20 protein-coding genes are annotated in these 21,660 nt (G+C 62.4%); 9 read left to right on the forward strand and 11 right to left on the reverse strand.

All coding sequences use genetic code 11. The annotated features are described in order from the left end of the window. Positions 1–12 precede the first annotated feature (12 nt). The 3 genes from ACH196_RS18150 to ACH196_RS18160 all read left to right on the forward strand — a co-directional run bounded on the left by ACH196_RS18150 (position 13) and on the right by ACH196_RS18160 (position 4,624). Positions 13–2,433 carry a glucan 1,4-alpha-glucosidase gene (locus ACH196_RS18150; protein ID WP_396648322.1) on the forward strand — a complete coding sequence of 807 codons (2,421 nt, stop codon included), beginning with the start codon at positions 13–15 and terminating at the stop codon, positions 2,431–2,433. Positions 2,434–2,523: 90 nt separating this feature from the next. Then, positions 2,524–3,900 carry a glucose-6-phosphate dehydrogenase gene (zwf, locus tag ACH196_RS18155; RefSeq protein ID WP_396648323.1) on the forward strand — a complete coding sequence of 459 codons (1,377 nt, stop codon included), beginning with the start codon at positions 2,524–2,526 and terminating at the stop codon, positions 3,898–3,900. Further along, on the forward strand, positions 3,875–4,624 hold the full coding sequence (locus ACH196_RS18160) for an ROK family protein (protein WP_396648324.1): 750 nt from the start codon (positions 3,875–3,877) through the stop codon (positions 4,622–4,624). The genes zwf and ACH196_RS18160 overlap by 26 nt, the downstream gene beginning before the upstream one ends. A 205-nt stretch (positions 4,625–4,829) precedes the next feature. On the opposite strand, the gene ACH196_RS18165 is transcribed toward ACH196_RS18160, so the two are convergent. From ACH196_RS18165 to ACH196_RS18185, 5 genes are all read right to left on the reverse strand, one after another. Next, positions 4,830–5,018, reverse strand: a complete 189-nt coding sequence (locus ACH196_RS18165) for a hypothetical protein (RefSeq protein WP_396648325.1) — start codon at positions 5,016–5,018, stop codon at positions 4,830–4,832. After that, the gene (locus tag ACH196_RS18170; protein ID WP_396648326.1) at positions 4,982–5,299 is read right to left on the reverse strand and encodes an aspartate/glutamate racemase family protein; all 318 of its coding nucleotides are present in this window, start codon (positions 5,297–5,299) and stop codon (positions 4,982–4,984) included. The genes ACH196_RS18165 and ACH196_RS18170 overlap by 37 nt, the downstream gene beginning before the upstream one ends. 705 nt (positions 5,300–6,004) lie before the next feature. Then, the gene (locus tag ACH196_RS18175) at positions 6,005–6,481 is read right to left on the reverse strand and encodes a solute carrier family 23 protein (RefSeq protein ID WP_396648327.1); all 477 of its coding nucleotides are present in this window, start codon (positions 6,479–6,481) and stop codon (positions 6,005–6,007) included. Positions 6,482–7,220: 739 nt separating this feature from the next. Beyond that, complete coding sequence (locus ACH196_RS18180) at positions 7,221–7,838, reverse strand: DJ-1/PfpI family protein (RefSeq protein WP_396648328.1); 618 nt, start codon at positions 7,836–7,838, stop codon at positions 7,221–7,223. Between the two features lie 88 nt (positions 7,839–7,926). Next, positions 7,927–8,637 (reverse strand): GntR family transcriptional regulator, encoded by a 711-nt coding sequence (locus tag ACH196_RS18185; protein ID WP_396648329.1) that lies wholly within the window; start codon positions 8,635–8,637, stop codon positions 7,927–7,929. An 86-nt stretch (positions 8,638–8,723) separates the two neighbouring features. On the opposite strand from ACH196_RS18185, the gene ACH196_RS18190 reads away from it, so the two are divergent. Both ACH196_RS18190 and ACH196_RS18195 read left to right on the forward strand, forming a co-directional pair. After that, the gene (locus ACH196_RS18190; protein WP_396648330.1) at positions 8,724–9,944 is read left to right on the forward strand and encodes an iron-containing alcohol dehydrogenase; all 1,221 of its coding nucleotides are present in this window, start codon (positions 8,724–8,726) and stop codon (positions 9,942–9,944) included. Positions 9,945–9,962: 18 nt separating this feature from the next. Further along, entirely contained in the window at positions 9,963–11,447 is a 1,485-nt protein-coding gene (locus ACH196_RS18195) for an NAD-dependent succinate-semialdehyde dehydrogenase (RefSeq protein WP_396648331.1), read from the forward strand. Between the two features lie 48 nt (positions 11,448–11,495). On the opposite strand, the gene ACH196_RS18200 is transcribed toward ACH196_RS18195, so the two are convergent. From ACH196_RS18200 to ACH196_RS18220, 5 genes are read right to left on the reverse strand one after another with little or no spacing between them, the layout of a single operon-like run. Then, positions 11,496–12,530 carry an ABC transporter permease gene (locus tag ACH196_RS18200; protein WP_396648389.1) on the reverse strand — a complete coding sequence of 345 codons (1,035 nt, stop codon included), beginning with the start codon at positions 12,528–12,530 and terminating at the stop codon, positions 11,496–11,498. A gap of 5 nt (positions 12,531–12,535) precedes the next feature. Then, positions 12,536–13,330, reverse strand: a complete 795-nt coding sequence (locus ACH196_RS18205) for an ATP-binding cassette domain-containing protein (protein WP_396648332.1) — start codon at positions 13,328–13,330, stop codon at positions 12,536–12,538. Between the two features lie 58 nt (positions 13,331–13,388). Further along, positions 13,389–14,402 carry a substrate-binding domain-containing protein gene (locus tag ACH196_RS18210; RefSeq protein WP_396648333.1) on the reverse strand — a complete coding sequence of 338 codons (1,014 nt, stop codon included), beginning with the start codon at positions 14,400–14,402 and terminating at the stop codon, positions 13,389–13,391. A gap of 36 nt (positions 14,403–14,438) precedes the next feature. Further along, a complete protein-coding gene (locus tag ACH196_RS18215; RefSeq protein WP_396648334.1) occupies positions 14,439–15,344 on the reverse strand; it encodes a sugar phosphate isomerase/epimerase family protein in 906 nt (301 codons plus the stop codon). 3 nt (positions 15,345–15,347) lie between these two features. Next, positions 15,348–16,376 (reverse strand): Gfo/Idh/MocA family protein, encoded by a 1,029-nt coding sequence (locus ACH196_RS18220; protein ID WP_396648335.1) that lies wholly within the window; start codon positions 16,374–16,376, stop codon positions 15,348–15,350. 213 nt (positions 16,377–16,589) lie between these two features. Here ACH196_RS18220 and ACH196_RS18225 point away from each other — a divergent pair, with 213 nt between their 5' ends. Next, complete coding sequence (locus ACH196_RS18225; RefSeq protein ID WP_396648336.1) at positions 16,590–17,615, forward strand: LacI family DNA-binding transcriptional regulator; 1,026 nt, start codon at positions 16,590–16,592, stop codon at positions 17,613–17,615. Between the two features lie 90 nt (positions 17,616–17,705). On the opposite strand, the gene ACH196_RS18230 is transcribed toward ACH196_RS18225, so the two are convergent. Then, on the reverse strand, positions 17,706–18,593 hold the full coding sequence (locus tag ACH196_RS18230) for a GntR family transcriptional regulator (protein WP_396648337.1): 888 nt from the start codon (positions 18,591–18,593) through the stop codon (positions 17,706–17,708). Positions 18,594–18,777: 184 nt separating this feature from the next. Between ACH196_RS18230 and ACH196_RS18235 the strand changes: the two genes are divergently transcribed. The 3 genes from ACH196_RS18235 to ACH196_RS18245 all read left to right on the forward strand — a co-directional run bounded on the left by ACH196_RS18235 (position 18,778) and on the right by ACH196_RS18245 (position 21,581). After that, the gene (locus tag ACH196_RS18235; protein ID WP_396648338.1) at positions 18,778–19,800 is read left to right on the forward strand and encodes an ABC transporter permease; all 1,023 of its coding nucleotides are present in this window, start codon (positions 18,778–18,780) and stop codon (positions 19,798–19,800) included. Further along, entirely contained in the window at positions 19,797–20,576 is a 780-nt protein-coding gene (locus ACH196_RS18240; RefSeq protein WP_396648339.1) for an ATP-binding cassette domain-containing protein, read from the forward strand. Before ACH196_RS18235 ends, ACH196_RS18240 begins: the two co-directional genes overlap by 4 nt. A gap of 87 nt (positions 20,577–20,663) precedes the next feature. Then, positions 20,664–21,581, forward strand: a complete 918-nt coding sequence (locus ACH196_RS18245; protein WP_396648340.1) for a sugar ABC transporter substrate-binding protein — start codon at positions 20,664–20,666, stop codon at positions 21,579–21,581. Positions 21,582–21,660 lie beyond the last annotated feature (79 nt).

Genomic DNA, 21,660 nt, shown 5'->3' on the forward strand with positions numbered 1-21,660 from the left:
GGTGATGTTCGAGTGGAAACAACGCAGGCTGTCGCGCCGGGCGCGCCCGGCATCGTTGCGCGCTGGACATCGAGCGCCAAGAGCGGCGTCGGCACCGCGCTTTCGCCGGCCTGCCGGGTCTGGTTCACGCTCAGCCACGGCATTCTGAACGAAGTCTACTATCCCCGTGTCGATCATGCCTGTACCCGCGATCTCGGGCTGATTGTCTGTGGCCCGGCCGGGTATTTCTCGGAAGAGAAACGACACGCCGACCATGCCGTTGAGCTGTTTGAGGATGGTGTGCCGGCCTATCGCCTCACCAACACGGCAATCGACGGCGCCTACAGGATCGAGAAGCAAATCCTCGTCGATCCGGAGCGGCCGACAGTGCTGCAGGCGATCACGTTCACCGCCCTGAAGGGGCAAGTTGGCGACTTCCGCATCTACGCCCTGCTCGCACCCCACCTGGTCAATTCAGGTGCAGGCAACACCGCCTGGATCGGGGAATACAAGGGACAGCAGATGCTGTTCGCAACGGGGACCGGCGGTGTATCGCTGGCGCTCGCCTCATCGTTGCCCTGGGCATCCAGTTCCGCGGGTTATGTCGGGTTTTCGGACGGGTGGCAGCAACTCAGCAAATCGGGCCGTCTCGACACCGATTGTCAACGCGCCGACGACGGCAACGTCGCGCTCACCGGGGAGATCGGCTTTTCGGGCAACGCACCACGAGCCCTCCTTGCCCTGGCCTTTGGTCCGAGCCCACAGGAAGCCGCCTATAACGCGCGGGCCAGCCTCATGGCCGGCTTCGATGCCGCGGCCAAAAATTACGTCGCCGGATGGCGCGACTGGCAGAAAACCTTGCTTGCGCTCGATCGCAAGGGCGCGTCGGACTTGAACACGTATCGTATCAGCACGGCGGTTCTGGCTACGCACCGCCCGCTCGGCTTTCCAGGCCCGGCCGTGGCAAGCCTTTCGATCCCATGGGGCTTCAGCAAGGGCGACGAGGATCTTGGCGGCTATCACCTGGTTTGGCCGCGCGACCTGGTCGAGACCGCGGGTGGATTCCTGGCCGCCGGCGCCGGCGCCGATGCCTTGCAGATACTCGCCTATCTCCGGACAATTCAGGAGGCCGACGGCCATTGGCCGCAGAATGCGTGGCTGGATGGCACAGCCTACTGGGATGGCATCCAGATGGACGAGTGTGCCTTTCCGATCTTGCTGGCGGATGCGCTCATTCGTGAGGGCCAACTTCTCCCGGAATCGTTGATGACATTTATTACGATGATCGAGCGCGCCGCATCGTTCTTGGTGCGCAACGGTCCGGTCACTGGGGAAGACAGATGGGAGGAGGACGCAGGCTACAGCCCGTTCACTCTTGCCGTCGAGATTGCCGCTCTTCTTGCCTCGGCGGACATGCTCGACACGTCAGGCAGGAGCGATGCCGCGCGCTATCTGTGTGAGACCGCCGATTGCTGGAACGAACAGATCGAGCGCTGGACCTATGTGACCGACACGGACTTATGCGAGCGATATGGAGTGAAGGGTTACTACGTCCGCATCGCGCCGCCGGATGTTGCGGACGCAGCCTCGCCGAAAGACGGTTTTGTGCCGATCAAGAACCGGCCGGCCGGCGAGGCCGATCAGCCGGCGCAGGCGATCGTAAGCCCCGACGCATTGGCCCTTGTCCGCTTCGGCCTGAGGGCCGCCGACGATCCGCGCATTCTGGATACCGTCAGGGTCATCGACGCCGACCTGCGTTGCGACCTGCCGCAGGGTCCGGTCTGGTATCGATACACCGGTGACGGTTATGGCGAGCATGACGATGGCGCGCCGTTCGATGGTGTCGGCAAGGGCAGGCCGTGGCCGCTGCTCGTTGGAGAGCGTGCTCACTACGAACTGGCGGCCGGGCGTATCGATAGGGCGCAGAGCCTGCTGGCCACCCTGGAAGGCAGCGCGGGCCCGGGCGGCCTCCTTCCCGAGCAGGTGTGGGATGGCGACGACATGCCCGATCGCGAGTTGCGGCGCGGCGGACCCACCGGGAGCGCCATGCCCCTGGTGTGGGCTCATTCGGAGCATATCAAGCTTTTACGCTCGCTCCGCGATGGCAAAGTCTTCGACATGCCGCGGCAGGGCGTGGAACGTTACGTCAAGGGAAAGACCGGCTCGCCCATCCGGTCATGGCGTTTCAACAACAAGATCCGGTCGATCCCCTCCGGCAAATGCTTGCGCGTGGAAGTCCTGGCTTCCGCGCTCGTTCACTGGAGCGTCGATGACGGGAAAACCTATCAGGACAGCGAGACTTGCCAAAACGTGTTTGGCATTCATCTCGTCGATCTGCCGGTTGCCGGTATCCAGCCGGGCGGCGCCATTATGTTCACCTTCTTCTGGCATGAGGCGGGGCATTGGGAAGGTACCGAATTCAAAGTCGAAATTACCGCTGGAGAGGTTGGCTAAACCGGCCCGTCTTCGGCTATCCTTGCCGACGGTTCTTCCGGAGGCCGGAAGCCGCCAGGGGCCACGGATGCGTCTAGGAATAGGTCGATCATGACGGACGGACGATGCGACGCGTTGGTGCTGTTCGGGGCAACAGGCGACCTCGCGCACAAGAAGATATTCCCGGCGCTCTATTCAATGGTTGCGCGGGGCGGGTTGAGCGAACCGGTCGTCGGGGTCGCGCTGGACGCTTGGGACGTCCAACAACTCCAGGCTCGTGCCCGCGATGGTATCGCCAAGGCCGTCGGCAATGTCGATGAAGCCGTCTTTGCAAAGCTGGCGGCCCTGCTGCGCTATGTCAGCGGCGACTACCGCAATCAGTCCACCTTTGATCGATTGCGGGATACCCTCGGGCCGGCTCGGCACCCGCTTTATTATCTTGCCATTCCGCCAAGCATGTTCGAGCCGGTGGTCCAGGGGCTGGAGCAGTCCGGCGGGTCCGACGGTGGGCGGCTGATGGTCGAAAAACCGTTTGGCCGCGATCTTCAATCGGCGCGCTGGCTCAATCGGGTCTTGCAGATCGCCTTCGAGGAGAAATCGATCTTCCGCATCGACCACTATCTCGGCAAGGAAGCGATCCAGAACCTGCTTTATTTCCGCTTCGCCAACTCGTTCCTCGAGCCAATCTGGAACCGCAACTATGTGGAGAGCGTCCAGATCACCATGGCCGAGGATTTTGGCGTCCAGGGGCGCGGGCGCTTCTATGACGAGGTCGGCTGCATCCGGGACGTGATCGAAAATCACCTTCTCAACATTTTGCTTCTGTTGGCGATGGAGCCCCCCATCGGGCGTTCGGCCGACGATCTCATCGATGAGAAGGTTCAGGTGTTGAAGGCAATCCGGACGCTGACGCCCGGCGACGTCGTGCGCGGCCAGTTTGCCGGCTACCTGCAAGAGCCCGGCGTCGCGCCGGCGTCCACGGTCGAGACATTCGCCGCCGTTCGTTTTTTCGTCGACACCTGGCGCTGGCGGGATGTGCCATTCTTCATCCGGGCAGGAAAGTGCCTGCCGGTGCACGTCACCGAGGTGGTGGTTCGGCTGAAACGGCCTCCGATCGACGTATTCGACGAGATCAAGGGCGGGGATTCGAACTATGTCCGCTTCCGCATCGCTCCCCAGATGCTGATCGGCATCGGCGCTCGCCGCAAGGCGGCGGGTGACGAGATGCTGGGCGAGCAGGTGGAGCTCGCGGCGGTTGACGATGATGTCGGCGACATGGAGCCGTATGAGCGGTTGATCGGCGACGCTATGAACGGCAACGCCCAACTCTTCACCCGGCAGGACGCGAGCGAGATAGCGTGGCGGATCGTCGGTCCTGTGCTCGACGACAAATCGCCGCCGGACATCTATGAACCCGGCACCTGGGGGCCGGCCAGCGCCACAGACACGCTGACGCCGCCGAATGGCTGGATCGATCCCGAACAGTAAGGCGAACGGAGAAAATGCGGTGAGCACGGCCTCAAAGGCATCCGATATCCATGCCAACCCGGTGGTGCTGGCCATCGACGTCGGTGGCTCGCACGTGAAAATCTTGCTGAGTTCAGGCGGAGAGGAACGGAAAACGAAGTCCGGGCCGGACATGACAGCGGGGCAGATGATCGGCAAGGTCAAAGCACTGGCGGACGGCTTGCAATTCGACGTCGTCTCGATCGGCTATCCGGGGCCCGTACACCACGACAAGCCCCTCATCGAGCCGGCCAACCTCGGCAAAGGCTGGGTCGGCTTTGACTTCGTCGCGAGCTTTGGCAAGCCAACGAAGCTTGTCAACGACGCGCTGATGCAGGCCATCGGCAGCTATGAAGGCGGACGCATGTTGTTTCTGGGACTCGGCACGGGTCTCGGCGCGGCGATGATCGTCGAGAACGTCGCGCAGCCGATGGAACTCGCGCACCTTCCCTACAAGAAGGGCCGCAGTTTCGAAGACTATGTCGGAGAGCGGGGACTGGAAAAACACGGCTCGGAGAAATGGAAGAAATTCGTATTCGACGTCGTGGATAGACTGCGCGCGGCGATGGAGCCTGACTACGTGGTCATCGGCGGCGGCAATGTCGAGAAGCTCGATGAATTGCCTCCCGGTTGTCGCCGAGGCGACAATCGGAACGCGTTCGAGGGTGGGTTTCGGCTCTGGCGGAATAAATCGCTCAGGTTCTGACAAGGCCGCATGGCAGGACAAGCTACCGCCGGAAAGGCCACGTCTGTAAGGTCTACTCTGAGCCCCAAAAAGAGGCGAGTGGAAATTCTGCCGGCAGACGAGCGCCCTGAATTATCCGTCTCGCCAGGTCGAGGAGGGTGACAACCAAAGCTCCGTCATGCGCCGCTCAAGACCGGCGCTCTCGGCGGCCTGGTTCTGCGGGGGTTCAGCCCCCGATGAAGTCGTCGATCGCTCCCTGGGATGCGAGGCGGTACTGGCCGCTCCGCCCCGCGGCAACGCCGGTGATGCGGTGCGTGGCGACGACCATTTCCGCCATCCGCACGGTCGCCGCGATACCCTCCAGCACGGCGGCGCCATTCACGGTGAAAGGCTGCATACCCGAAAACAGCAGCATCGGCATGCCGCCCGAGGGGTGATGACGTCGGTGCCGGCCGCGACGAAGGGCGCGACCTGCGCCTCGAACTCGCGTCTGATCTCCTCGCGGGCTTCGGCGTCCTCGAAGGCGCGCATGAGGCGTTCCACATCGGCCTCGATAGACCTGACGCCGACCACCCGCTCCCGCAGGCCGTGGGCGACTACTTGCGCCTCGTGGATGGGGACGAAGACGGGGTTGATGGTGACCAGGCCGATCCGGCGGCCCATCATGCATCCGTACAGCAAAGCGGCCTCCCCCAAGGCCGAGGACCGGAATATCGACGACGCCCCGACACTCCTGCAGACCTACTTCCGGAAAATGGCCGATCACGAAGGCATCGTAACCTTCTTCTCCAGCGCGTATCGCGTTGCGGATCGTTTGCGCGGCCCCGCGGAACTCGGTGACCGGGTGGAAATGTCGGTCGGGCGGCGTCATGCCATGGATGTCAACCGACGTGGACGCCGACTTCACGCTGTCGATATAGGCGCGCAGCCGCCTGAAATACGGCGCCTGCGCCTCAATATTGATGAAACTCTGATACCAGATTCGGATCGGTGCGGCGGGGTCCTTCACCTCGGTCTCCTCCTCGTTCCCGGCGCTCTACCTGGCGCGCGCCACGCGTTCTACATGTCGAAGTTCAGGCGCAGCATGACCTCGGGCCCTCGCACCGAGGTCGATGATCGATCGACGAAGACGCCGATCGCCACGTCGCTCAAGCCGGCGGACATTGCGCTTTCCTCGTTCAGGTCCTCGCGCGCCGCAGGGGTCGGCAGGAACAGCGGCAGAGTGCTGCTGCGTCGAAAAGGCCAAGCGCGGCGGCGGACACGCCGGCGATCATGCCGAGCAGCGAACACACCAGCCGCCCAATGCCCTTCCCCACACCGCGAACCCAACGCATACCGCGAAGGTGAGGGTCGAGACGGCGATCGTGGCGAGGAACAAGTCTGTCCGCTCGCCGCTGACGTCTAGGCGTTCTGCAGGCCAACGATGCCGAGCTCGAAGGCGATGATGCAGATGGTCAAGCCGCTGATGGTGGGCTGTATGACGATGCGCAGCCGGTGCAGCACGCTCGCGATCAGCATCTCGAACAAGCCGGCGCACACCGTCATGCAGACCACCGCCGGCAACCCTCCGTCCTTGGCGGCCAAAATCGACGGCCCGAGATAGGCGGCGGAAAATACAGGCGGCGCCAGGAAGCCGGAGCCGACCGGCCCACGCGGCAACGCCTGCAGCACGGTCCCAACCGCCGACGCGATCATGGCCATGCTGACCACACTGCGCGCCGTCTCGGGTCCGGCGCCGGCCGCGCGCACGACGATGACGACCAGCACCAGATAGACGGATAGCAGGAACGCGTACTGGACCGACAGAAGCGTGAACTGCACGAGCGGCGGGTGCTGGTTGACCCCGATCGTGATATTGGCGGGCGGTTGCGTCTTCATCGCTGCTGCAGCCCGCCTCCACCTCAGACGTTTAAGCTGTATCTCGTCATATTCGTAACCTGCGGCCGCGTTGTTATAAAGGGCGCACTTAATGCAAAATCGGCCTTTCATCGACCTTGAACGAAATACCGAGCGGACTTTCGATAAGCTTTTTAGGAGCGCAACCGTATTGAGAAATACTCTAAATTGGACAAGCAGTTCAGGCGCGTCGCAATCGATACGAAAAGCCGCGAGCCAACGTCGTGGTCTTCGTAAACCCCGCTGCAATCGCCATCTGGCTGAGCTCCCTTAGATTGTTGCTACAGTCTGGTGCAGATGACCGCTTTTGGTAGTCTGCTATTGCGGCCTCTACGACCGAGTTAGGCGCATTACCGACAGACGGCTTTGACTCATTCGTGCTCTTGGCAGCCGTCGATCTTTGGCCTGCTGCCGGTTTCGTGGATACAGAGATAAGGTGTTTGACGGAACTGGAGGCAGGGAAAGCAGAGAAGGAAGTTCAGCCGCGATTTCAAGCATGAGACGCGAAGCGGATGTATGCTTTTTTACTGTGAATGAAGAGCGTCGTCAGATGACGGTGTGCCTCAGTATGCTCAATCCAATCTCAACCCGAGCGGCTCCAGTAGGAGCCCTGACGGCGCTTCCCACTTCGCAACTCCCCGCAGGCACAAGCTCCGGTTGCGCGGTATCGCGCCAACGTTGCTACCCAAAAGGAGGGTAGCAACGGAAGCGAGACAGCTTGTCAGGCCGCAGCTTTTACGCTGCCGGCAATAGCACCGTGCCGAATTTCCGTCCCGAGCACCTTCAAGCATTCGCGCATAAAGGCTGCAAGACCAGTCCAGCCCTTGGCCGAGACCATCGTGCCGTCCACATAAGCCTCAGTCGGCTTCACGTCGATGTAGGTACCGCCAGCGAGCCGCACCTCGGGCTCGCAGGCTCCGAGTGCCGCGACCTTCTTGCCCCGCACGACGCCGTCCACGGCGACAAGGATCTGGACGCCATGGCAGATCGTGAAAATCGGCTTCTTGGCGTCGTGAAAATGCTTCACGATCGCCTGAATGCGCGTGTCGGTGCGGATGTATTCGGGGCCGCGTCCACCGGCGCAGTAGACCGCGTCGTATTCTTCCGGCTTCACCTCGGAGAAGGTCTTGTTGATGTCGGCCAAGTGGCCATAGCGCTCGATATAGGTCTGATGGCCCTCAAAATCGTGCAGCGAGGTCTGGATCTTGTCTCCTGCATTCTTATCGGGGCAGATGACATGGACTGTATGACCGACCGCCTCCATTCCTTGTTGGAAGACAAAAATCTCATATTCCTCGGTAAATTCCCCCGTCAGCATCAGTATCTTTTTGCCGGTCATTTCGTTCCTCCGTTGGTTAGCGTGGGGCAAGCCCCCGGGTTCATTCATTGATCAACCTTCGTCGATCAGGTCCACTGCCTGGGCCTAATCATTCAAATGCCGGCAACAGCCGATCGCGTGAATGCTCGATGTGTTCGCGCATAGCCTGGTTGGCCGCCTTGCCGTCTCCCGCCTCGAAGGCCGCAAGCAACGCCTCGTGTTCATCGAGCGCCTCTTCGGTGACCCTGGAATGGAACATGAGGCGGAAGATGTGGAAATGAGTGTGCTGATGCGCGAGCGTCTGCCGGATCAGGTCGTTGCCGGCGAATTCCAGTATCCGGTCGTGAAAAGTAGCGTCGAGGCGGGCGAAGGCAGAATAGCGAACACGCTCATCACCGCCCTGACGGCGCGACATAACGCCGGCGAGTTCCCTCAACTCGGCAATCTTCCGCTCATCCATTTGTCGTGCCGCCCTCGCCGCTGCGTCTGGCTCCAATAGGAGGCGAAGTTCGTAGAGCTCGTCGAAGCGGCGGCGTGAGATCTGCCGTGCCGCGCTGTAGCCGATCAGATGTGTCTTGATCACCAGTCCTTCGCCCTCCAGGCGGCCGAGAGCCTCGCGGATAGGCGTCTGCGAGACATTCAGCTCACGCGCCAGATTGTCTACGGTGATGCGGGAACCCGGGGCGATCCTCAGGGCCATGAGTTGGGCGAAAATCGCCTCATAAGCCTCTTCGGCAAGGCCGTGGTGCCTATTGATGGCTCTGATTCCGGCCGCGGCGCGGGCATCTTCCAGGACGTCAGGCAGAAGCTGGCTGTTCATGTTTGCCTCTTGACAGAGCCGACCCATACCGCGATGGTCCGCCCTCGTCAATCCGATATCCTATACGATTTTATATGGGGAACACTTTGAGCCTGTTTGCGGCACTGCGACTTCCCAAGGAGATTCTGTTCGGAAAAGGTCTTTCGAAGACCACCGGCGCCGTCACAGCGCGACACGGTTCCCGCGCCCTGATTTGCACCGATGCACGGTTCGCGTCGACACCTGCCTTCGCCGGTATCGTCGACGTATTAAAGGCATCCGGACTTCACACTTTCATTCACGACCGCGTAGCACCAGATGTGCCCTATGACAGCGTTGGCCTTTGCGCCGAGGAAGCCCGCTCCTTCAGCCCGGACGTCGTGGTAGGGATTGGTGGCGGAAGTTGCATCGACATGGCCAAGTGCGCTTCGCTTATGCTGACGCATGGCGGAGTGCTGCGGGACTACTACGGAGAGTTCAAGGTCCCGGGTCCAATATTGCCGGTGATCGCTGTGCCAACCACAGCCGGAACCGGGTCCGAGGCAACGCCGGTTGCCGTGATTTCAGACGCCAGCCGCGTACTCAAGGTCGGTATTTCCAGCCCCTACCTGATTCCGGCAGCCGCCATCTGCGATCCGGATCTGACGATGACCTGTCCCCCCTCTCTTACGGCCATTGCCGGCGCCGATGCGCTGACCCACGCCATCGAAGCCTTCACCGCGGCTCGACGGGGCATCGACCCCGAATTGGCACAGAAGCATGTGTTCATCGGCAAGAGTGCGCTCAGCGACCATTTCGCGCTGCTGGCGATCAGGTTGCTTGGCAGGAGCCTGGTGCGCGCCTTCTCGGATGGAACAGACGAGGACGCCCGGGCCGACGTCATGATGGGTGCGCTCGCGGCGGGCTGCGCTTTCGGTACGGCCGGCACAGCAGCGGCTCATGCTGTCCAGTACCCTGTCGGCGCCCTGACGCACACGCCGCATGGTTTGGGTGTTGCGACGATGCTGCCGTATGTCATGACCTATAATCGCCCGGCTGCACAGGCGGAGATGGCAGAAATAGCCGATGCGCTCGGCCTCGAGGTCGCCGGGTGCTCCACGCAAGAAAGCGCCGATGTGGCAATCCGCGAGGTGACGCGGCTTTTTGCTTTGATCGATATCCCGCCTACGCTGGCGAAACTCGGGCTGCCAGAAGAGAAGCTCGACTGGACAGCCGAGCAGGCGATTGGCGTCGAGCGCCTGATTAAAAACAACCCTCGTCCGCTCGATCTCGCCTCCATGAAGCGTCTGGTTCGCGCCGCCTACGACGGCGACACGAGTGCCTTCTGAACTGGTTGGAACCATCCGATGAACATCATGCAGCACAACATTCTAGACGACGAGGACGACGTGAACTTCCAGAGCTTCTCGCACGGACTTTTCATCGGCGGAAAATGGGTAGAGGGCGGCAGCGGCCGCCAGATCCGGGTGATAGACCCTTCGACGGAAGCAGTCATTTCAGCAGTGCCGGACGCCACTGCTGACGACGCACTTGCCGCAGTCGAGGCTGCCGCCGCGGCAGCCAAGGGCTGGCGCAAGACACCTCCCCGGAAGCGCTCTGACATCCTGCGGCGCTGCTACGAACTGATGATCGAGCGCGCCGAGATGCTCGCGATGCTGATCTCCCTCGAAAACGGAAAGGCTCTGCGCGATGCTCGGGGCGAGGTCGCCTACGCCGCCGAGTTCTTCCGCTGGAACTCTGAAGAGGCGGTGCGCATTATCGGCGACTTTGGCATAGCTCCGTCAGGCAGCAATCACATCATCGTGGAATATCAGCCGATCGGTGTTTGCGTGCTGATCACGCCGTGGAATTTCCCAGCAGCAATGGCGGCCCGCAAGATCGCACCGGCACTGGCCGCGGGGTGCACAGTGATACTGAAGCCTGCGACGGAAACACCGCTGACAGCCTATGCGCTGGCGGCGCTCTACAAGGAAGCGGGGGTGCCGGACGGCGTCGTCAACGTCATCACCACGACGACGCCTGGGCCTGTTACAAACGCCATGCTCAACGATCCGCGCGTCCGCAAGCTCTCATTTACCGGCTCCACCGCGGTTGGCCGTACACTTCTCGCTGAAGCATCGAAGACCGTGCTGAGCTGCTCGATGGAACTTGGGGGCAACGCGCCGCTCATCGTGTTCGACGACGCCAACCTCGAACCTGCGGTCGAGGGCGCCATGGTTGCCAAGATGCGCAATGCTGGCGCAGCATGCACGGCGGCTAACCGCCTTTATGTACAAGCGGGTATTTACCCCAGATTCGTGGACGCGTTGACCCGGCGCATGGAAGCGCTCTGCGTTGGACCAGGAACCGATCCTGCCACGGAATGCGGTCCTATGATCACGGCAAAGGCGGTCGCGAAGATAGATGGCCTTGTAAAGGACGCCGTAAGCAGGGGCGCGAAGGTGCTGTGTGGCGGCGAGAAGCCCAGTGTCCGCGGGTTCTTTTACCCGCCGACGGTTTTGGTCGATGTGCCGGCCGACGCCGCGATGGCCCATGAAGAGATTTTCGGGCCTGTTGCGGCAATTACCCGGTTCGACACTGAGGAAGAGGTGATCGACAAGGCAAACGATACTGAATACGGATTGGCCGCCTATGTCTTCACGAAAGACATAAGCCGCGGCATGGAGGTCTCGCGTCGGATCGAGGCGGGTATGGTTGCGCTGAACCGAGGGCTGGTCTCTGACCCGGCGGCACCCTTCGGTGGCATGAAGCATAGCGGCTTGGGCCGCGAGGGAGGCTCGCATGGCGTGCTCGAATTCACCGAGCCTCAATATCTGGCTTTAGGCCGGTAGGCAGGGCGAAGTTCGCCGATCTCGTCGATGTGACTTACCACAGGCTCTTCAGCGGTATCGCGCCTGGTTCCACCTGTGACCGAGTAGTGACAGGATGATGATCAATCCGTTGAAGAATTGGACATAGAAGCCGCTGAGGCCCGCTGCCACGACGCCGGTTTGAATGAAGGAAACAGTGACCGCGCCGATCGCGCCGCCGAGCACGGTGCCGACACCGCCCCAGGTCGGCGTGCCGCCGACGAACACCGACGCCAGCACCGGCAGCAGATAGCCGTCGCCGGAGGTCGGCCACCAGGTGAAGTTGATCATCGTCGAGAAGGTGCCGGCGATGGCGGCACCTATGCCGACGAAGACGAAGACCTTCACGCGCACGCGCTTGACGTCGATGCCCATCTGCTGCGCGCTGTCGGGATTGTCGCCGACGACCTTTACCTGCGCGCCGAAGCGGTGGCGGTTGAAGAGCAGCGCCCCGAGGATGACGAAGGCCAGCGCCCAGAATATCTGCACCGGAATTCCCCAGACCTGGCTGGAAAAGATTGTGTAGGCCCAGCTCTCGTTGAGCGAGGTGAGCGCGGTCGACCTGCCTTCATTGATGATCTGGATCAGGCCGCGCAGCAAAAAATTCATGCCGAGCGTGGCGATCAGCGACGACAGCCCGGCATAGACGACCAGCGAGCCGACGAGGAAGCCGAGCACCGTGCCGGTGACGATCGCCGCGATGATGCCGAGGAACGGATCGTAGCCGGCCTGCACCACCAGCGCGAAGACCCAGGACGCAAATCCCATCGTCGCAGGAAAGGACAGATCGATCTCGCCGGAGGTGACGACGAACACCAGCGGCACGACGACGAAGAGCGCGACCGGCAGTGTGGTGAGCACCGAACTGTAGAGATACCAGGTGGTGAATACCGTCGGGTTGGCGATCGTAAAAATCACCATCATCACGATGAAGACTGCGAGCGTGCCGAGGGCTGCGCGGTTGTCGAGGATCAAGCCGCGCAGTAAGCCTTCCGACGGATGCTTCCAGTCGGTTTCAGCGGGGCGGCTCAGCGGCATGCCGTCGGGACGACCGGATTCGACCATGTTGCTCATTGTGCGGCGTGCTCCGTCGTTGCGTCGCGCAGACCCGCCAACCCGCCCGGATGCGCCACATCTTCCATGAAGTTGATGAGCTGTTCGGCTGATTTGACGTCGCGCTTGTCGGCTGTGAGCGCCACTTTGCCACGATCGAGCACGACAAAACGGTCGGCGATGTCGAAGACGTGATGAATATTGTGGCCGATGAACAGGATCGAGCGGCCGCTCGCCTTCACCTGCCGCACGAAGTGGAAAACCTTGGCGGTTTCGGTGAGCGAGAGCGCGGTCGTCGGCTCATCGAGCACGATCAGGTCCGCCTGCTTGTAGATGGCGCGCGCGATGGCCACGCCCTGGCGCTCGCCGCCCGAGAGCTGACCAACGATCGACTGTGGCGTGAACACTTTTGAGGTGAAGCCGATCTCGCGCATGAGGCGACTGGCCTCGCTGATCTCCTTGCGGACCTTCAGCCAGCCCATGAAGCCGCTGAGTTCGCGGCCCATGAAGATGTTGCGCACGATGGTCTGCTGAACGGCGAGAGCTCGATCCTGGAACACGGTCTCGATGCCAGCCTCGCGCGAGCGTGCTGCATTCCACCCCGTCACCGCCTTGCCGCGGATCAGGATTTCGCCGCCAGTTGGCTTGACGACGCCCGACAGGATTTTGATCAGCGTCGACTTGCCGGCGCCATTGTCGCCGATCAGGCCGACCACCTCGCCACGGTCGACGGTCAGATTGACACCGCCAAGCGCATAAACGTTGCCGTAGGACTTGGTGATGTCACGCAGTTCGATCAGTCGTTCGCCCATGGCAGACCTCGTGAAGGACTGCCGGCCGGGATCTGTCCGGCCGGCCGGGAGGACACGGTCAGCGAAGCGCTTGCTTCGCCAACTCGGCCACGATCTCGTAGTTCTGCGGCGTGACGAAGCCGGCGCCCGTATCGACATTGATCGGCGCGAGGCCCAGCACGACCTGCTGGCAGAGGCTGGCAATCGGCAGATAGCCTTGCAGGAAGGGCTGCTGGTCGGCGGTAAGCTGCACCCAGCCGCCCTTGAAACCTTCGACGATCTGCGGGCTGGTGTCGAAGCCGAAGTTGAAGATGTCGCCCGCCTTGCGGCCGGCTGCCTGCATGTAGGTCGGCACGTTGCCGAGCATCTGTCCGCCCGGATAACCGACTGCCTTGACGTCGGGATTGTTGAGAAGTGCTGCGGTGATTACTGGAATAGCGAGGTTGGGGTCGGATGCCCATTCGCCGCTCGGCGGCGAGGAGAGTTTTATCACGGTCACACCAGCCTCCTCGAGCGCGGCAACCGTGCCACGCTCGCGCGCGCCGCGGTTCTCGTTCTCGAACGGGCCTATCATGATCGCCTTGTCGCCGGCCTTCATCCCGGCAAGCTTGAACGCCTCGGCGCCCAGAGCACGGCCCTGCTGCTCCTGCTGTGCGCCGACATAACCCCCGCCGAACGCGGCGACGACCGTAGCCACCGGCACGTTCTGGTACATCATCTTGATGCCGTCCTTATGCGCCTGCTCGGCAAGCGGCATGATCGCGGCGTCGCCTGGATGGCCCATCATGGCGATGCCCTGGGGCTTCACGGCGACGGCCTCGCGCAGCTGCTGCACCATCTTCTCGGAGTCCCATTGTGAGAAGATGTAGTCGACCTTCGCCCCAAGATCGGCTTCCGCCTGTTTGGCGCCGTTGTAGACGATTGTGCCGAACGCATCGCCTTCCGCGCCGCCGACGAAAAAGCGGATATGCACGTCCTTGCACCATTTGCCGTCGAGCGCTTGCGCCGGCAACGTCCCTAGGGCGGCGACGATTCCCATGGCCGCCGCCGCAAGGGCCGAGCGCCGCAAAATCCTTCCCATTCCGATGCTCATTGCACTTCCTCCCTTTCTTCCTCGCTATGCGAGGGCTCAAACTGGATTGGCCACGAATTCTCCTCCGCCGCGGCAGTCCTTCAGGTAGTGCAGCGACCGTACCTGCCCGGTGATCTCGAGTGCGCCGCGGTAGACCGGGTCGTGCCAGCCTTCGATGTCGATCGCGCCGCGATAGCCGGCGAGGCGCAGCTCGCTGATCACGCGCGTCCAGTCGCTGTCACCGAAACCCGGCGTGCGCATCTGCACGAAGGGATGCTTGCCGAAGACGCCGTGCTCGCGCACCACGTCCCAGCGCACCGTAGCGTCCTTGCCGTGCACGTGGAAGATTTTCGGCGCCCATTTGCGGATCTGAGGGATGGGGTCGATTAGATAGACGAGCTGATGGCAGGGCTCCCATTCGAGGCCGAGATTGTCGTCCGGCAACTCGTTGAACATCAGCTCCCAGGCGTCGGGATTGTGCGCGATATTCCAGTCGCCGCTCGACCAATTGCCGTCCATCGCGCAGTTCTCGAAGGCGATGCGTACGCCCTTGTCCGCCGCGCGCTTGGCGAGCCTGCCCCATACCTCACGGAAGCGCGGCAGGCTGTCGGTGAGCGGTTTGCCGCGAACGCGTCCGGTGAAGCCGCTGACGGTGTCGGTGCCGAACAGATGCGCGTTGTCGATGACTGTTTCCCAGGCGGCGAGCACCTCGCGGTCGGTGTCGCCGTTCTCCAAGGGATTGCCGAACACACCGATGGAGCTGATGATGACGTCGGCATCGCCGATCGCCTCGCGCAGCTCGCCGGCTAGCCGGGACAGGTCCTTGCCGCCAAGCGTCTGCCAGAAAAAGGGCTGGATGCTCTCGAAGCCGAGCGGCAGGATCTGCCGGACATAGGCGGCCGGGTCATCGAGATTGGCCCGCACCATCGTGCCGATCCGGATGTCGAGAAGCGGGTTCGGCATGGGTCATGTGTCCTGCGTAATGTCGACTCGACGCCCGGTCTCCGCACTTTCGATCGCGGCGAAGACCATGCCGAGGCTCTTGATGTTGTCGGCGCCGCGCGTTTCCGGCTCGGTGCCGCTTTCGACGGCACGGACGAAATCCTGGATGACACCGAGATGGCCGCCGACCCGCTCGCTCTGGTCGAGCGGCGGCACCTCGATCGGTTCGACTCGGTCGAACAGACCTTCGCGCTCCGACCGCGCGACCTCGGCTTTCAGCCCATCGAAACCATTCCAGACGAGGCTGCCGCGCTCGCCAATGATGCGCCAGCCGGCCTCCCAGCTCGAGCGGAAGCCATCGGCGCACCAGCTTCCGCGATAGGTGAAAACCTTGCCGCCGCCGAACTCGAAGACGGCGGTCGCCGACGAGCCGTGCGTGTACCAGGAATTGGCGGGCTCCCATTCGAGGCAGAAGGCGCGCTTCGGGTCGCCGTTCACCATGTATCGCGCGGCGTCGAAGGTGTGGATCGCCATGTCGAGCAGCAGCACATGGCGCATCTCCTCGCGAAATCCGCCGAAGTGCGGCGCGACGAAGAAGTCGGCGTGAATGCTGGTGGGGGCGCCAATCGCGCCGGAATCGAGAAAGCGCCGGATGCGCCGGACATTGGCGACATAGCGGCGGTTCTGCACGACAGCGTGAACACGGCCCGCCTGCCGCGCGCGTTCTACAATGGCGCGGGCGTTTTCGGGACTGTCGGCGAGCGGCTTCTCGGTGAGCAGGTGGCAGTTGTGCGAGAGCGCTGAGAACGCCACTTCGCGCCGCGCCGCTGGCACGACCACGTCGAACACCGCCTGTGGCTTGGTCCGGTCGAGCACCGCGTCGAGGTTCGTGCCGATGACGACGCCGTTGAGCTCATATTCGCGGGCACGCGCCTTCGCCCGGTCGGCGTCGAGATCGACCAGGCCGACGACAGCTATTCCGGGAACCTCTCTGGCGGCATCGAGCCAGGCCTTGCTCATGGCTCCGCAGCCGACGAGGACGACATTCATCATCCCAACGCTCCTCCCGCGCGGCCCCTCCAGGCCGTCATTCACGGCTTTCCGTAAACGTTTTCCCGTAAACGTTTTCCCGTAAACGTTTTCCCGTAAACGTTTACGACAACACACCTCATGCCGTAGAATGTCAATCGGTTTTTGCGAGTTCGCATAAAATCGACTTGGCCGGAACCTCCGCGAATGATAGCCGGAATCCGAGGAGTTTTACCTTTGGCGTCCAGCATTCACGATCTTGCGCGACACCTGAACATTTCTATCGGCACGGTTTCGCGCGCGCTAAACGGCCGCGCGGATGTCAACGCTGAAACGCGGCAGCGCGTGCTCGATGCCGCGCGCAAGTTGAACTACTCGCCGAACCAGTCGGGCCGCAATCTCCGCCGCGGCGCCACCCAGTCGATTGCCTTCATGCTGCAGCCGCATCCGGGCGATCAGCAATATGGCGAGCCGTTCTTCATTCCGTTCCTCACTGGCTTGCAGGCGAAGCTTGCCGAACACGGACTCGACCTGATGGTCGTGATGGGCGCGCCTGGCGACTACCAGCAGGAGCGCCTGCGCCGCGTGGTGGAAACGCGCCGCGCCGACGCCGTCGTGCTTGCCGCGACCCGCCGCGAGGATGACCGCATCGACTATTTGACCGAGGTGGGCTTCCCTTTCGCTACGCTCGGTCGCAGCAAGTCCGGCGGCCGGTCCTATCCGTCCCTCGACCTCGACTTCGAGAAGGCGGGGTCCGATGCGGTTGATCGCCTCGCCTCGCGCGGTCACACACGGATCGCAGCCGTCCGCCCGTCGCATAATCTGAATTTCGGCTATCTCTTCATGGCGGGCTACCGCAAGGCACTGAAGCGGCATGGCATCGATTTTAATCCCCAATTGACAGCAGCCGGTTCCATCAACGAGTCCGGCGGCTACGCGGTGACGCCAGACCTGATGCGTGCCAAAAAACCGCCGACCGCGATCATTTTCAACAACGATGCGATGGCTCTCGGCGGTTGCCGGGCATTGGTCGAGATGGGCTTGCAGCCTGGCAAGGACGTGGCAGTGGTTGTCATCGTCGACACGGCGCTCTGCCGCTATTACTCACCATCGCTCACTGCCTTCCGTCCGGCGCTGGAGCCGCTGGGCCGGCGGCTCGCGGAGATGCTGTTGCAGTCCATGCCGGCCTTCGCGGGGCCTGAGGGCGCAAAGATCATCCGCGAGGTCTGGCCGCTGGAACTCGTCGTTCGTGATAGTGACTAGCCGGTCGCCTTTAACAGTTTGCGGCCTGAAGGCCGCAAACAAACCGCTCGATGCTCGAAGAAACCGCGGACGCAAAGGTTAGAGGCCCAATCATTTTGCCAACGATCGCAAGAGGGTGTTGCGCGCCGATCGCAAGTGCTTTCGGCACGCGGATTCGATCAAGCGACGGTTTCTGGACTGGAGCGCTTCAATATAGGCCAGATGCTCCATGATGGCGGCCTTGTTGCGCTCCTTCTCGTCCGCCTTGTTCCACTGGTAGTGGTAGTGGAAGATGAGGGTGATGATATCGGAAAAATCGTCGATGAACCGGTTTGGCGAGCTTTCGTTTACCAGCCGGTGGAAGCGGTTATCGAGGCTTGAAAAGTCGTGGTAGCGCACCTCGATGTTCTCCAACAGGTCAATATGCTGGTGCTTCAGCGCATCGAGGCGCCCCCACAAGGGCGATTCCCGTGGCAAGCTGGCAAAGAGGCGCGCGGATCGCAGCTCAAACATCACGCGTATCTCGAACAGCTCCAGCGCGAAGTCCTCCGTAAATCCCTCGAAGAGCCAGCCTGAATTCCTCTTCTTCTCGACGAGGCCGAAACGGCTGAATCGTATCAGAAATTCCCGAATGCCATTGGTCGCTACGCCGAACAGTCGGGCAAGTTCCAACTCGTTGATCAGTGTGCCTGGCTTGATGCCGCCGCGCAGCATCCACTCCATGAACTGCTGTTCGACATGCTCATTGCGCGGTGTCGTTTCAGGTCCGCTATAAAGATCGTCCTTACCGACCGGACGGCCTGGAATCTTTGTGCCGTCCTCCTGAACGACAATGCCGCGCCTCGTAAGTTCTCGCAGAACCTTGCGCACCGTGGTGCGGCTGACGCCGATCTTGCCCCGCAGCAGATTCTCCGACGGTAGTCCCGCAGCAAACTCGCCGTTGCCGAGCAATTGCAAGGTCGCGTTGAGCGCACTCTTGTAGACGGTATCCGGTTTCATAAGGGTGACTCGGGCGTGTCTTTTCCTGAAGACTTTTATGCATAAAAAACAACTTGACGCAAATAGTTTGGACGTTGTCTTTTATCGATACAAAGCAATGACAAGAAACTTGTTGTGGTGCTGAAACCTTTGGGTTCGGCGGGGAGAGAATTTGTCCGACGCTGGAGAAAGCGCTGGAGTAGGCATGAAGGCGCCCGTGCCGTCACGGAGTGTCGCGTCTGGCTCCTATTCCGGTCTCGACCTCGGATTGAGGCTGCTTGGGATTGGCCCGGCGCTTATCCTGATCACCCTGATTATCGTCCTAAGCTTTCTGTCTCCGGTCTTTCTCACACCGCGCAATGTCAGCAACATCCTGGCGCAGACGGCGGTCATCACCGTCGTGGCGATGGGGCAGCATCTCGTCATCCTGACGCGCGGTATTGACCTGTCCGTCGGATCGAACCTTGCGCTTGCGTCTGTCGTGGGCGCGCTGTTGTTTCAGGCTGGCGGTTCGGCGACCGCGGTCATCATCGCGATGATCGTATCCGGTGCGCTCGTCGGCGCGGTGAACGGGCTGTTCTACGTCTTTGGGCGACTGCCCCATCCATTCATCATCACGCTGGCGACGCTTAGCATCTGCAAAGGCATCGCACTGCAACTCGCCGACGGCCGCGCCATTCCGGGCATGCCGGAAGCGATCCGGGTGCTCGGCCGCAACGCCGTCTGGGGCCTGCCCGGCTCGGTTTTCGTGGTCATCGGCGTCGGCCTGCTGCTCCTGGTCCTCACCAGGACGATGGTATGGGGGCGCTGGATCTACGCGGTCGGCGGTCGGCCGGAAGCGGCCATGGCGATGGGCATCCCAGTCAACTGGGTCCTCGTGTCGACTTATGTGATCTCGGGCACCTGCGCCGGCATCGGCGCGGTCATCCTTGCGGGCCGCACCGATGCCGGATCACCGCTGTTCGGCAACCTGCTCGAACTCGACACCATCGCGGCCGTCATCATCGGCGGTGCGAGCTTCCTTGGCGGGCGTGGCCATCTCGGCCACGCGGTCATCGGCGCCATCATGATCGGCGTCATCCGAAACGCGCTCAACCTGCTCAACGTCGACATCTTCTTCCAGCTCATCGTCATCGGCGTCGTCATCGTGATCGCAGTCGAATCCGACGTGCTGCGTAACTATCTGGAGGGCCGCGTCCGGGTCGCCCAGGCGGGGAGGGCGCAATGAGCGCCGCCGTTCAGCCGCTTGCGGCCGCGGCCGAAAGGCCGGTCCTGTCGGTGCACGGCGCCGTCAAGCGCTTTGGCTCTGTGCTCGCCCTCGACGGCGTCGATCTGCAGGTGCGGCGCGGCGAGATCCTTGCGCTGCTCGGCGACAACGGCGCCGGCAAGTCGACGCTCATCAAGTGCATCAGTGGGCTGCACCATCTGGATTCCGGCTCGATCCAGCTCGACGGCCTCGAGACCGCGATACGCTCGCCCGCCGACGCCCGGTTTGCAGGCATCGAGACGGTCTATCAGGATCTTGCCCTCTTCGACAATCTGACGCCGGCCCAGAACTTCTTCGCCGGCCGCGAGATCGCTGGCCCGGCGTGGCTGCCGCGCGGGCTGCGCTTCCTCAGCAAGCGAAGCATGGACGCCGAGGCCAGGCAGGTCATAAGCCGGCTCAAGGTGACGCTGCCCAAGCTGGATGTCGTGGTGGCCAAGATGTCGGGCGGCCAGCGCCAGGCGATCGCGGTGGCGCGCTCCACGGTATTTGCCCGCAAAGTGGTGATCCTCGACGAGCCGACGGCGGCGCTCGGCCTGCGGGAATCGCGGCAGGTGCTCAATCTCGTGGCGACGCTGCGCGACCATGGCAACGCGGTGATCCTGATCACCCACAACATGGAACATGTCGTCGAACTCGCCGACCGCGCCATGGTGCTGCGGCAGGGACGGAAGGTCGGCGAACTCACACCGAACAGCAACAACAAGCAGGATCTGGTTGCGATGATCGTCGGAGCCTGAGCCTGAAGGGATTGCGGGCGCATCCGCGCGCGCAACTGGCCGACACGGCTTCCATCGGAAGGCGGGCCATTATCCAGGGAGGTGAACATGAAACTGAGACATGCACTTTTGGGAGGCCTGGCGGCCGCGGCTGTGCTCGCGTCGCCTTCTTTCGCGGCCGACAAGCTCAAGGTCGGTCTGATAACGAAGTTCCCGGTTCCGTTCTTTTCGACGATCGAGGACGCCGCGAAGAAATACGCGGCTGACAACAATGTCGAGTTGGTCGTCGGCCAGGGGCAGTCGGCCACCGACATCGAGGGGCAGATCGCTCTGATCGAATCCATGGTCACCCAGGGCGTGCAGGGCATCGCCATCACGCCCGTCGATCCGACCGTGGCGCCGGCGCTCGACAAGGCAGTCGCGGCGGGAGTCAAGGTGGTGCTGATCGACAACAGCATTCCCGACTGGAAAGGCCAGACGGCGCTGGTGTCGACCAACAACCTCAATGGGGGTCGCATTGCCGGCGAATATCTGAAGACCGTCCTGAAGGATGGCGACAAGATCGGCATCCTCGAAGGCGTGCCGGGCGTTCCGGCGCTCGACGACCGCGTCAACGGCATGAAGGAAGGCCTCGGCGGCCTGAAGGTGGAGATCGTCGGCAAGGGCGCCACGAACTGCACGCAGGAACTCGGCACCTCGGTCGCCGAGGACATCCTGACCGCCAATCCCGACCTCAAGGCGATCTATTCCGCATGCGGTCCGCCTGCGGCGGGTGCCGCGCAGGCCATCGCCAATGCCGGCATCGCCAACGACAAGTTCATACTCGTCGGCTTCGACGCCTGCTGCGGAGAGCTGGAGGCGATCAAGTCCGGGGTCGAGGATGCGACCGTAGCGCAGTTCCCCGCCAAGATGGGTGAACTCGGGATCGACACGGTCGTCAAGGCGATCAAGGGGGAAAAGGTGGAAGCAAATGTCGACACCGGCGCCGGCCTGGTGACGGCGGCCAACGTCAAGGACTTCGAATAGTTCGCCCACCGGCCCGACGGCGCCGCCGCCGGGCCGGTTGGTTCGACAACCAATGCATCGCAGGAGGGGACGCCGCCCA

Source organism: Mesorhizobium sp. IMUNJ 23232 (genome assembly GCF_044326205.1).
Lineage (GTDB): Bacteria > Pseudomonadota > Alphaproteobacteria > Rhizobiales > Rhizobiaceae > Kumtagia.

Bases quoted from the DNA above. Each gene is read 5' to 3' on its own strand.
- ACH196_RS18200 (WP_396648389.1), bottom strand. From the start codon at position 12,530: ATGGTCGAATCCGGTCGTCCCGACGGCATGCCGCTGAGCCGCCCCGCT.
- ACH196_RS18240 (WP_396648339.1), top strand. From the start codon at position 19,797: ATGAGCGCCGCCGTTCAGCCGCTTGCGGCCGCGGCCGAAAGGCCGGTC.
- ACH196_RS18205 (WP_396648332.1), bottom strand. From the start codon at position 13,330: ATGGGCGAACGACTGATCGAACTGCGTGACATCACCAAGTCCTACGGC.
- ACH196_RS18195 (WP_396648331.1), top strand. From the start codon at position 9,963: ATGAACATCATGCAGCACAACATTCTAGACGACGAGGACGACGTGAAC.
- ACH196_RS18215 (WP_396648334.1), bottom strand. From the start codon at position 15,344: ATGCCGAACCCGCTTCTCGACATCCGGATCGGCACGATGGTGCGGGCC.
- ACH196_RS18235 (WP_396648338.1), top strand. From the start codon at position 18,778: ATGAAGGCGCCCGTGCCGTCACGGAGTGTCGCGTCTGGCTCCTATTCC.
- ACH196_RS18220 (WP_396648335.1), bottom strand. From the start codon at position 16,376: ATGATGAATGTCGTCCTCGTCGGCTGCGGAGCCATGAGCAAGGCCTGG.
- ACH196_RS18210 (WP_396648333.1), bottom strand. From the start codon at position 14,402: ATGAGCATCGGAATGGGAAGGATTTTGCGGCGCTCGGCCCTTGCGGCG.
- ACH196_RS18165 (WP_396648325.1), bottom strand. From the start codon at position 5,018: ATGCTGCTGTTTTCGGGTATGCAGCCTTTCACCGTGAATGGCGCCGCC.
- ACH196_RS18160 (WP_396648324.1), top strand. From the start codon at position 3,875: ATGGCTGGATCGATCCCGAACAGTAAGGCGAACGGAGAAAATGCGGTG.
- ACH196_RS18230 (WP_396648337.1), bottom strand. From the start codon at position 18,593: ATGAAACCGGATACCGTCTACAAGAGTGCGCTCAACGCGACCTTGCAA.
- ACH196_RS18245 (WP_396648340.1), top strand. From the start codon at position 20,664: ATGAAACTGAGACATGCACTTTTGGGAGGCCTGGCGGCCGCGGCTGTG.
- ACH196_RS18175 (WP_396648327.1), bottom strand. From the start codon at position 6,481: ATGAAGACGCAACCGCCCGCCAATATCACGATCGGGGTCAACCAGCAC.
- ACH196_RS18185 (WP_396648329.1), bottom strand. From the start codon at position 8,637: ATGAACAGCCAGCTTCTGCCTGACGTCCTGGAAGATGCCCGCGCCGCG.
- zwf (WP_396648323.1), top strand. From the start codon at position 2,524: ATGACGGACGGACGATGCGACGCGTTGGTGCTGTTCGGGGCAACAGGC.
- ACH196_RS18180 (WP_396648328.1), bottom strand. From the start codon at position 7,838: ATGACCGGCAAAAAGATACTGATGCTGACGGGGGAATTTACCGAGGAA.